This window comes from Alteromonas lipotrueae (assembly GCF_019249255.1).
Taxonomy (GTDB): Bacteria; Pseudomonadota; Gammaproteobacteria; order Enterobacterales; family Alteromonadaceae; genus Alteromonas; species Alteromonas lipotrueae.
This window is the reverse complement of record NZ_JAESDJ010000022.1, coordinates 40,674-51,425: the sequence shown is the minus strand read 5'-3', so window position 1 is coordinate 51,425 and position 10,752 is coordinate 40,674. Positions and strand designations below refer to the sequence as shown.

Genomic DNA, 10,752 nt, shown 5'->3' with positions numbered 1-10,752 from the left:
AATATTAATCACGCATGGCAATTGCTGAATATCAATGCCTCTAGCGGCTAGGTCTGTTCCAATAAGTACTTTAATAGTGCCGCTTCTAAAACCATTTAACGCCAATGTGCGTGCTTGTTGCGTTCTGTTTGCATGAATAGACTCGGCAACAATACCTTTCGCTTCGAGTTCATTCCTCAAGCCATCTGCGCCTCGTTTAGTGCGCGTAAATACCAATATTTGAGACCAGTCATTGTTTTCAATAAGGTGAATGAGAAGCTCGTTTTTTCGCTCTTTGTCTACCGGATGTAATACTTGCGTGATTTTCTCGATATGATCATTGGCCTTTGCTAACTCAATAGTCATAGGGTTGCTCAGCATCGTGTTTGCTAATGTTTTAATTTCTTTTGAAAATGTGGCGGAAAATAGCAGGGTTTGACGTTTTTCAGGCAGAAGCTTTTGTATGTGATGAATATGGTCAACAAACCCTAAATCCAACATGCGGTCAGCTTCATCTAGCACCAATATTTCAAGAAGATCGAAGTTGATTGCACCTTGCTCGTATAAGTCTACCAAACGCCCTGGCGTTGCGATGAGAATATCAACACCTTGCGCTAACGCATATTTTTGAGGTTCAATCCGCACGCCACCAAACACGGCCGTTGAGCGGACTTTTAAATTCTGGCTATATTGTTCTACGTTTTGGGCAACCTGTGCGGCAAGCTCTCGAGTTGGAGCTATGATCAGGGCTCTTATACAATTGGGTTCTGGGCGTGGCATATCTGCCAATAGCTGCAAAATAGGCAGTGAAAAACTCGCTGTTTTCCCCGTTCCTGTCTGTGCTATCGCGATAAGATCTTGCTTACTCAATATTGCTGGAATAGCTTCCTGTTGAATTGGTGAAGGCGTGATATAGCCTTTTTCAGCAACGGTGTTTACAAGTTCGGTACATAAGCCTAAAGCGCAAAATGACATAGAGGGAAGCCCGCGAGGTATTAACATTGGCGCCATAATACTTGAATAATAGGGGCAGAGTACACAGTCTACGATAAAGCACACTGACCCAATTTATCAGGAAACAATCACCAGAAAAAACAGCAGGCGTTGATAGGTGGACAACGCCGATGATATTAGCAGTAAAGCCTTAGATAGGGGGGGAAACTACCTTTTCACGAAGCTAGAACCCTAACTTCAATGCTATCCTTTGCATCCACTATTAACAGTCATATTAAACTCCTTAGTTATTATATTATTTTAAACTATTTTGGTAATTGCAGCCAATAAAAATAATTATATAATTCATTGGGTTAGTTGAATTTTAAGTGTATTGAATCTAAATCAACCCTCAAATTTGAGAAACTGCCGATTTCCACCATTTCTTGATGTACCGTCTTCTGTTCCTGAGATACGGGCCCTACCTGAGTGTCGGTTCTCGTTTTATAATCTACTAACAAAGGGCGACTTAACTGACTAGATACATAAACGTCATAAATATCTGTGAAAAATGAGGGGGTTATTTTGAAACTCTCTTTTTTATCAACCCATAAATCGTAGTTGATTATTATTTCAGCAACCTCTCCTGGGGCAAGTTCAATGTCGTACTTCCTCTTATAAGGCTCTGAGCCTTTCAATATTCGGCCAGTCTCTACAACGTTCGATTTACCATTTTTTCGGATTAACTCACACCGAGTTATTCTTCCCCAATTTTCGTGGTTAGGACTTTTTAATACGGTATCATCTGTGTAGACCTCTAAAATGCCAAACTCGTCTTTCAGTGGAGTAGAGTGATGCATGTTGAGTATCTCGAATTTAGAATAGATTGAAAGGTTCAAGAAACCACTGTCTTCTTCTAATATAGAGATTTCCTTTTTTGCGGAAATCAATTTGCAAGAATTCTCGTTAAACTTTTCCTTTAGAAACTCCATAAGAGAGCCATTGTGGGGAACATCTCTAAATAAAAAGTTAATTTTGTTTTCGATACATTCTTCTTTGGGCGAAATAGTAAATAGAAGTGAGACTATTGCACCAACAAAAAAGAAAAACCAAAAATCTTGCGCTGCTGAAGCATAAAATGAAATGGTATATGAGTCACTAACGGGAACTTCTTTTGCTACCCACGTTATATCTTGGAGGTAAATACCCTTATAAGCTCCAATAACCAATAGTCCAAACCCGTAGATAACCAGTACGATAAAAACTGATATAGCGCGATGCGTTACCAGCCAATCCCAAACAGCCCTCATAAGTTCCCTCTATAATTATTTTAAGATTTATGACCTACTTTAAATACTATATCTAAAATTAATTGTAATTATAAGTTCATTAAGAATGGTGAAACTCAGCGCCTCTTCTCCCTAAAAGTAGTTTAGCCCTACTTATGGCCTTTTTGACCCGCTAAGAATAAGTTTTTGCCCTATCATCAATGTGCAAACAGGCATAGTATCGTAATGAACAATCATCAGTGCATATCTCTATGTTAATACTTAAACCTAATTGCGAATGCTGTAATGCATCTTTACCTGCTAACTCAGCAAATGCCTATATTTGCACTTACGAATGTACGTTCTGTGAAGATTGTTTAAAAGGAATTTTGCAAGGAGTTTGCCCTAACTGCGGCGGTGACTTGCAACGAAGGCCTATACGCCCCGTAAAAGCGTATCGTCCGGGTTTGGGTTTGCAGCATCATAGTGCAAGTAACGAGAAGGTCGTCGGACAACTCAGTGAGCAAGAAATCACTACATTTGTAGACAAAATGAAACATATTCCGGCGCATCAACGCTAATCAATTAATATCAGCGAAAAAGGGTAGGGTATGTTAGGAAAGGATTTATTGATCGCTATATTTATTGTGGTGGTATGGGGCGTAAATTTTGTTGCTATTGCTTGGGGGTTAGAAGGTATGCCTCCTTTATTAATGGGCGGCTTGCGTTTTTTATTAGTCGCATCGGTGGGGGCGTTATTTTTCAAACGACCGAACACCCCGTTTATATGGTGGGTGGCCTATGCTGTGCCCATTAGTTTCCTGCAATTTGCATTTTTATTTTCAGCTATGGCCTATGGGATGCCCGCTGGGTTAGCGTCGCTTGCGCTGCAAGCACAGGCGATGTTTACCATGATTTTTGCTATGTTTTTTCTAAAAGAATCAATAAAAAATTATCAGGTGTGGGCCTTTTTTATTGCCGCGTTTGGCTTAACTTTTATCGCACTAAGTAAGGATGAACATAGCATCACAGCCCTTGGGTTCGGTTTAACCATGGCGGGTGCGGCAAGCTGGGCATTGGGTAATATTAGCGCAAGAAGCATTAGCAATCGGGGCTTTAATTCGAACGTAAATTTAGTGGTATGGAGTGCATGGGTACCGCCTATTCCATTTTTCATCGGCAGTTATTTTATTGAAGGGCCAGAGCTAATTATTACTAGTTTAAGTGGGTTTAGTTGGGTGTCGTTTGGTGCTTTACTGTATCTGGCGATTGGGGCCACTATTACGGGGTATGGGCTTTGGAGTTATCTATTGACCCGTTATCCGGCTGGCCAAATTGCCCCTTTGTCATTAGGCGTTCCTATTGTAGGGCTAAGCTCTGCTGCGCTCATGCTTGGTGAAAGTATTACGCCTATGCAGTGGTTGGGTATTATTTTGGTATTGTTTGGCCTGCTACTTAATACCTTTGGTGGGCGCTTTCGCCGTAAAGCAGCGGCGGTGAGTTTATAATGACCGATTCTGCTGCCACTTTTGAAACTAATGCTAATACAAAGGCCGACACCGAAATAATACCCATCTATATAGTATTGCTACCAGAGCTGTTGATGTTAGATGTGGTGGGGCCAGCAGAGGTTTTTGCTTATGCAAATCGCTACGGAAAAAACCATTTTAAACTGTATTTTGTTGGGCCGCAGACTTCGCTTAAAAACTCACTTGGTATGAAGTTGTCGGTAGACTCTCTGCCAACTACCGTTGAACCAAATGCTTGGCTATTAGTAACCGGCATGGTGGGTAATGAAATTAAGCTTGATACGCCTTCGCTTCATAAGGTGTGTGGGTGGTTAGCACAACATCAATTTGCCAAAGTGATCAGTGTTTGTGCGGGTGCGTTGGTGTTGGCGAAAGCCGGGTTGCTGAATAATAAAAAATGCACCACACACTTTATGCATTGCAATGAGTTATCTGCTTTACTCACCGCTAAACAAGTACTTGAAAATCGATTGTTTGTGCAAGATGGCAATGTGTATACGAGTGCTGGCGTATCAGCTGGAATTGATTTGGCGCTTCACTTGGTACAGCAGCACGTTGGCCCCCAAGTATCTGCAAAGATAGCCAGACAAATGGTTTTGTTTATTCGCAGAGGTATGCAAGATCCTAGTTTGTCACCGTATCTGGAGCACAGAAACCATTTACAGCAAAGAATTCATAGAATTCAAGATAAGATTCAGCAAGACCCCGCTAAAAATTGGAGTGTAGAAGAACTGGCTGATTTAGGGCATTGCAGTAAACGCCACTTTGCACGCCTATTTAAAGACAGCACCGGCATTACTAGTAAAGAGTATATTTACAAATTGCGATTGAGTTTAGCCCAGCAACTCTTGCAGCACTCGCCGTTACAGGTAGAAGAAATCGCCCAGCGGTGTGGGTTTGAAGACCCAAGGCAGTTTAGGCGTCTTTGGGCTAGATACCACAATAGCCCGCCATCATCCTATCGGTAGAGTGATGACGAGCTGTGAAAAAGGTAAAATTAGCTGATGTTAGCGCAAGTGAGCCGTACCCAATAAACACGCGTAAACATCGTTATTAATCATCATTTGCGTGCCACATTTAGGTGTGACGAGTATTACGCGAACCTTTTACAAGGTTAACAACGACCATGCGAAAACCTAACACGCGACAAAAGCTGACTCTTCTTTTTACCATTCTAGCAACCTCCTTCGGTGCGTCGGCTCAGCCTGATTTTCCAACTCAGGTTGAGCTGAAAGGCAGTAAGGGCACTATGCTTGTGGGAGAAGCCATAACGTCATTCGAAAACCCTTGGGCAATGGCATTTTTACCTGATGGGCATAGTTTAGTAACAGAAAAGGCTGGCGCACTATGGTTACTTGATAAAAACCAACAGAAACGCTTTGCAGTAACCGGCACTCCCAACGTTAAAGCGCGAGGGCAAGGTGGTTTAGGTGATGTAATTGTTCACCCTGATTTTAAAACGAATAGCACCATCTATATCTCCTACATAGAGCGCGATCCTAAAGACGATGCCTACAGTGGGGCTGTGATTGAGCGGGCAACGCTAAATATTTCTGATAGCGGCGCAAACTTGTCTGACAGAGAACTTATTTGGCATCAATCACCGAAAGTAACCGGAAACGGGCACTATTCACATCGTATGGCGTTTTCGCCGGACGGCTACTTGTTTATTACGTCAGGAGACAGGCAGAAATTTACGCCAGCGCAAAACATGGCGATGAACTTGGGAAAAATTTTGCGCTTAAATGCAGATGGAAGCGTGCCACAGGATAATCCATTTTATGGCAACGGTAGCGTGACAGAGCAAATATGGACGCTAGGGCACCGTAACCCATTGGGTATTGATTTCGACGAACAGGGGAATTTATGGTCCCATGAAATGGGCCCCCGTCATGGTGATGAGCTTAATATTATTGAAAAAGCGCGCAACTACGGCTACCCCGTTGTTTCGCAGGGCGACCATTATTCCGGTGTAAAAATACCGAATCACGAAGATTACCCGATTTATAAAGCTCCAGAAAATGCGTGGGTACCTGCTATAAGCCCAGCGGGTTTTATTATCTATAAGGGTGACATGTACAAAGACTGGAAAGGGAATGGCTTCATAGGCGGGTTGTCTTCAGAAGCGTTAGTGCGGGTTACTTTCAGTCGAGACGGTCAAAAGTGGAATGTGGAAGAGGCGGAACGTTACGAATGGGGTAAACGGGTTCGTGAGGTGGAACAAGATAACAAGGGCAACATATATGTACTTGAAGACAAAGAAGGCGGCCGTTTAATAAAACTTCAGCCCGATACCTAGCAAGTAAAACTAATTAGGGTAAATTGAAAGAGCACAAAAAAGCCCGGGTAAATCGGGCTTTGATTACCTACCAGTCCGTTAAAATGCGTAACGGGCATTCAGGCCTATAAAATCTACACCATCCCATGCTTCGTAGGTGGCACCTACCGCGATGTTGTCAGTAAAGTAATAGTATGCAGATACGCCCAAAGCCGTTTCTGACTCTTCGGCAATATCTAGGTAACCGATGTGAGCACCCAGCTCCAGTGCGTTTGTCACCATAGCGCGTACGCCGATAGTGGCACCAAAACCATTGTCATCTTCAGATTCCGAATTACCTTGAGCTGAAGCGCCCACCTCCAAGTTTTCATAGGTCACTTGGGCAAATACATCGGTGCTTTCTGTTACATTAAAGCGATACCCACCACCCAATGACAGTTGGGATAGCTCTACTTCAACGTCTAGGCCAAAAACATTTACATCTTCGCTCACATCACGATAGCGTCCAGTGAGGTAGAAACCTTCACCAAGCGTTTTAGAGAATGAGGCGTTGAAGCCTGACGGAGAAAAGTCATCGTCGTCGATTTCAGTTTGCACATAACCGAGTTCAGCAAGATCCCATTTCGGGCCTTTAGCAGTATGGTCATCAGCTAAAGCTGGCGAAGAAACCGTAATAAGTGCGACCAAAGATGCTGTTAATTTACTTCTTAATTCCATTTAAATGTCCTTATAAAATCACATTGCTTTGCGAATGCGGCGTAAATTTAGCACCTACTAAATTTTGCGTCTAGCATTTAATCCTATTTCAATTTCGTGCGGTTAAAATAAGCATTGAGCAACGGCGGGTAACGCGATAACTTTAAGTACTCTGCTCCCCTTAATTATCATCATCCGAAAAATTAATACGCGCTAACCGTTCTTGCTCTTCGTCTGCAGCTGCTTGTATTTCTTCAAGAATTGCGTCGACATCAGCATTTTCACTGTTATCTTCAAACTCACCCGTAAGGACAGAATTAGGCGTTAGGTTAGCCTCTTCAAACAGCGCCCACATTTCTTTTGCGTAGTTAGTATTCAATAGCTCAGGGGCAAACTCGCCGTAGTAACGGCGAATGTTATTAACGTCGCGAGCAAACATGGCTTCAGCACTGTTGTTGGCTGAGGCATTCACCGCTTGTGGCAAATCGATAATCACAGGGCCTTTGTCATCAACAAGAACGTTAAACTCAGACAAGTCGCCGTGAATAATGCCCGTGCAAAGCATTAGCATAATATTGTGCATCATGAGTTTATGCTGGGCTATTGCTTCTTCTTTGCTGAAGCTAACATGCCCTAATTGGGGGGCTACATCGCCGTGTTCATCCGACACCAACTCCATCAGCAGCACGCCGTCTATACAGCAGTATGTATCTGGTACACGCACGCCAGCTTCGTTTAAGCGAGATAGGGCGTCAACCTCTGCGGTTTGCCAAATCTCTTCTTCTATTTGGCGTCCGTAGCTAGAACGTTTGCCCATAGCACGTGCTTGTCGACCGCCTCGCACTTTTCGACCTTCTTGATATTGCGCCGCTTTTTTAAAGCTACGTTTAACCGCATCTTTATAAACCTTTGCGCAACGAACATGTTCACCACAGCGAACCACAAAAACATCGGCTTCTTTCCCGCTCATTAAGCGGCTTAGTACTTCATCAATTAAACCATCATCGACGAGGGGTTGTAGGCGTTTAGGTATCTTCACTCATTGCCTGCTAAATGGTGTTGGGTTTTAGTCATTGTTGATAAAGGTGCTCTGTGTTTATTTAATTTGCTTAACTAGTATACCAGTGTTGAAAATTAAGAGCAGTGAACTAGCGGCACTTTTTTCTAGCCGATCTGTTAAAGGCTAATAACCGTATGTGATTTAAGAATGGATTTCTAAATAACGGACATTGACATGAATGACAAGCAACCTGTCACACCCAGTTTGTTACTTGCTTTAACCCCTGTGGTGCTAACCCTTATTATCTTGGGTACCCAGATATTCTATTTTGGCGTATTCGAACCACACATTCCGCTAACTATCGGGCTAGCGCTAACCAGTTTGGTTGGCATGTATTTGGGACTCACTTGGGTAGATATCCGAGAAGGTATTTTTCACGTGGTTCATGTTGCTTTACCATCGGTGTCGGTCCTCATTACCGTTGGCATGATTATAGGTGTTTGGATAGCCAGCGGAACCGTTCCCACCATTATTTACTATGGGCTAAAAGCCCTATCTCCCGAAATCTTCTTGGCTGCTGGCATGATAATATGCGCAGTGGTTTCTGTTTCCTTAGGGACCAGTTGGGGAAGTGTCGGTACAGTTGGATTAGCATTAATGGGTATTGGCGAGGGCTTCGATATTCCTATGTACTGGACGGCCGGAGCGGTAGTATCTGGTGCTTTCTTTGGTGATAAAGTCTCGCCCTTATCTGACACTACAAATTTGGCCCCAGCGGTGACGGGAACCGATGTGTTTTCTCATATCAAAAATATGATGGCGACCACAATGCCGGCCATGTTAATAGCATTGGTAATTTACATAGCCGTTGGCTTTTTTGTTATCGACACGCAAAGCGTTTCATTTGAAAAAATTTCGGGTATTACTAACGCGCTACAAGATAACTTCTATATCTCTCCCTGGGCACTGCTACCTGCTGTCGTTGTAATGGCGCTGGCACTTAAGAAATGCCCGCCATTGCCCTCTCTATTCGCTGGTGTTGTAGTGGGTAGTGCAATGGCAATGATTACCCAAGGGCAGAACTTACAGTCGATATTTGATTTTGCCAATAACGGGTACTCGATTGAAACAGGTATTTCTGAGATTGATGGTTTATTAAACCGTGGTGGTATTCAGTCAATGATGTGGACTATTTCGCTTGTACTCATTGCACTAGGTTTTGGTGGCGCGCTTGAAACCACAGGGTGTTTGCGAAGTATTATTAATGCGATAAAGAGCAAAGCAACCACATTTGCAGGCACACAAACTGCCGCAGTTGGAACCGCATTTGCGACTAATTTAGTAGCTGGTGACCCCTACTTGTCAGTGGCGTTACCTGGGCGTATGTACTCACCGGTATACCGAGGAATGGGCTATTCCACCTTGAACCTTGCCAGGGGCATTGAAGAGGGGGGCACGTTGATGTCGCCACTTATTCCATGGAATGCGGGTGGAGCATTCGTGATCACTGCTCTGGGTTTAGGAGTATCTGGCGATAACCTTGAAAACCTACTGTACATTCCGCTGGCCTTTGCCTGTTGGACTGCGCCATTAATTGGTATTTTCTATGCGTATACAGGGTTGTATTCACCTAAAGCAAGCGATGAAGAGCGTGAACGTTGGAAGAGCTCCGGCGAGGCAATTGCTGAATTTAACGAAAATGGCTCTCCGAAGACGGATTAAATAAGAGCGCAAATAATGGGGGCAGAGTACTTTTCACGTAAAATGTACACTGCCCCCTTTTTTATTTTTTATAACTCATCTGCACCTATATATATTACCAATATAAATATTACTGATGTTAACGTCATGTTAGCTTAGCTCACACGTAGATCTTGATTAACATAGCGAGACAACCAAAATGAATAAATCCAAACAGCTTTTTACGCTTATCAAATCAGAAGGCGAACTAGAGGTATCTATCAAAGAGGTAGATGTGCCAGAGCCCAAGCCACACGAAGTGATTGTTAGTATGGAAGCTTCACCTATCAATCCTTCCGATATGTGGCCCATGTTCGGCCCAGCCAGCCTTGATAAAGCAACCTTTGATGCCAGCAAAAATGCCTTAGTTGCACCGGTACATCAACCATTGTTAATGCGTATTAAGTCGCGTCTTGATCAAACGTTACCTATTGGTAATGAGGGAGCGGGAACCGTTGTTGGAGCTGGTAGCAGCCCTGAAGCTCAAGCACTAATGGGTAAAACCGTTTCTATCCTTACTGGCGCAGCTTACACCGAATATGCATGTGTTCCAGCTCAAGCGTGTTTGCCGCATATGGAAAGCACAACGGCGCAGCAAGCGGCGTCTTCGTTTGTAAATCCGTTGACTGCACTGGGTATGGTAGAAACCATGCGTATGGAAGGCCATAAAGCCTTAGTACATACCGCAGCGGCATCTAACTTGGGCCAAATGCTAAACAAAATCTGCCTAGAAGAAGGTGTAGATTTGGTTAACATTGTACGTAGTCAGCAACAGGTAGAAATTCTTAAAGATTTGGGCGCTAAAATTGTGCTCGATTCTACTAGCGAAAACTTTAAAGCCCAGCTTTACCAAGCGATAGATAAAACAGGCGCAACTTTAGCCTTCGATGCCATTGGCGGCGGCGAGTTAGTAAGCGACATTCTTACCATGATGGAAGCGTCTGGCAGTAAAGATGCCAAAGGCTTCAACACCTATGGTTCTGACAGCAACAAGCAAGTGTATATATACGGCGGCCTAGATTTCTCTCCAACCATTTTGAACCGTGCTTATGGTATGACGTGGGGAATAGGTGGTTGGTTACTAATGCGCTTCCTTGGTAAATTAAATAAACAGCGCGTGGGTGAGCTTTACAAGAAGGTGGCCACTGAAATAAATACCACATTTGCGTCTTCTTACACCAAAGAATTAAGCCTTGAAGAAGCGCTTCAGCCAGAAAATGTAGCGCTATACAATGCGAAGAAGACTGGTGAAAAGTATCTGATTGTGCCAAATAAATAATGGAGCAGGGGGCATTCGTAAGTACGCGCACGCGTAGCAAGCCCCCATTT

10 protein-coding genes are annotated in these 10,752 nt (G+C 43.5%); 6 read left to right on the top strand and 4 right to left on the bottom strand.

Features of this window, described 5'->3' with window-relative positions; genetic code table 11:
* Together KYS23_RS19445 and KYS23_RS19440 are read right to left on the bottom strand one after the other, a co-directional pair.
* Positions 1-954, bottom strand: a 954-nt coding sequence (locus KYS23_RS19445) for a DEAD/DEAH box helicase (RefSeq protein ID WP_218419881.1), incomplete at its 3' end; no start/stop codon positions are given.
* A 332-nt stretch (positions 955-1,286) separates the two neighbouring features.
* Positions 1,287-2,222, bottom strand: a complete 936-nt coding sequence (locus tag KYS23_RS19440) for a hypothetical protein (protein ID WP_218419864.1) — start codon at positions 2,220-2,222, stop codon at positions 1,287-1,289.
* Between the two features lie 230 nt (positions 2,223-2,452).
* Here KYS23_RS19440 and KYS23_RS19435 point away from each other — a divergent pair, with 230 nt between their 5' ends.
* From KYS23_RS19435 to KYS23_RS19420, 4 genes are all read left to right on the top strand, one after another.
* Entirely contained in the window at positions 2,453-2,761 is a 309-nt protein-coding gene (locus KYS23_RS19435) for a DUF1272 domain-containing protein (RefSeq protein WP_159532562.1), read from the top strand.
* 30 nt (positions 2,762-2,791) lie between these two features.
* Positions 2,792-3,688, top strand: coding sequence for an EamA family transporter (locus tag KYS23_RS19430; RefSeq protein WP_159532560.1), 897 nt, complete (start codon positions 2,792-2,794; stop codon positions 3,686-3,688).
* Positions 3,688-4,677 (top strand): GlxA family transcriptional regulator, encoded by a 990-nt coding sequence (locus tag KYS23_RS19425; RefSeq protein WP_159532558.1) that lies wholly within the window; start codon positions 3,688-3,690, stop codon positions 4,675-4,677. The genes KYS23_RS19430 and KYS23_RS19425 overlap by 1 nt, the downstream gene beginning before the upstream one ends.
* Before the next feature lie 158 nt (positions 4,678-4,835).
* Positions 4,836-6,008 carry a PQQ-dependent sugar dehydrogenase gene (locus tag KYS23_RS19420; RefSeq protein WP_218419857.1) on the top strand — a complete coding sequence of 391 codons (1,173 nt, stop codon included), beginning with the start codon at positions 4,836-4,838 and terminating at the stop codon, positions 6,006-6,008.
* A 78-nt stretch (positions 6,009-6,086) separates the two neighbouring features.
* Here the strand turns inward: KYS23_RS19420 and KYS23_RS19415 are convergent, their stop codons facing one another.
* Both KYS23_RS19415 and KYS23_RS19410 read right to left on the bottom strand, forming a co-directional pair.
* Positions 6,087-6,704, bottom strand: a complete 618-nt coding sequence (locus KYS23_RS19415) for an outer membrane beta-barrel protein (protein WP_218419855.1) — start codon at positions 6,702-6,704, stop codon at positions 6,087-6,089.
* A 160-nt stretch (positions 6,705-6,864) separates the two neighbouring features.
* Positions 6,865-7,722, bottom strand: a complete 858-nt coding sequence (locus KYS23_RS19410; protein ID WP_159532552.1) for a PA4780 family RIO1-like protein kinase — start codon at positions 7,720-7,722, stop codon at positions 6,865-6,867.
* 195 nt (positions 7,723-7,917) lie between these two features.
* Here KYS23_RS19410 and nhaC point away from each other — a divergent pair, with 195 nt between their 5' ends.
* Complete coding sequence (gene nhaC / locus KYS23_RS19405) at positions 7,918-9,405, top strand: Na+/H+ antiporter NhaC (protein ID WP_218397472.1); 1,488 nt, start codon at positions 7,918-7,920, stop codon at positions 9,403-9,405.
* A 178-nt stretch (positions 9,406-9,583) separates the two neighbouring features.
* The gene (locus KYS23_RS19400) at positions 9,584-10,702 is read left to right on the top strand and encodes a zinc-binding dehydrogenase (RefSeq protein ID WP_159532548.1); all 1,119 of its coding nucleotides are present in this window, start codon (positions 9,584-9,586) and stop codon (positions 10,700-10,702) included.
* Positions 10,703-10,752 lie beyond the last annotated feature (50 nt).

Bases quoted from the DNA above. Each gene is read 5' to 3' on its own strand.
- KYS23_RS19440 (WP_218419864.1), bottom strand. From the start codon at position 2,222: ATGAGGGCTGTTTGGGATTGGCTGGTAACGCATCGCGCTATATCAGTT.
- KYS23_RS19435 (WP_159532562.1), top strand. From the start codon at position 2,453: ATGTTAATACTTAAACCTAATTGCGAATGCTGTAATGCATCTTTACCT.
- KYS23_RS19430 (WP_159532560.1), top strand. From the start codon at position 2,792: ATGTTAGGAAAGGATTTATTGATCGCTATATTTATTGTGGTGGTATGG.
- KYS23_RS19425 (WP_159532558.1), top strand. From the start codon at position 3,688: ATGACCGATTCTGCTGCCACTTTTGAAACTAATGCTAATACAAAGGCC.
- KYS23_RS19420 (WP_218419857.1), top strand. From the start codon at position 4,836: ATGCGAAAACCTAACACGCGACAAAAGCTGACTCTTCTTTTTACCATT.
- KYS23_RS19415 (WP_218419855.1), bottom strand. From the start codon at position 6,704: ATGGAATTAAGAAGTAAATTAACAGCATCTTTGGTCGCACTTATTACG.
- nhaC (WP_218397472.1), top strand. From the start codon at position 7,918: ATGAATGACAAGCAACCTGTCACACCCAGTTTGTTACTTGCTTTAACC.
- KYS23_RS19400 (WP_159532548.1), top strand. From the start codon at position 9,584: ATGAATAAATCCAAACAGCTTTTTACGCTTATCAAATCAGAAGGCGAA.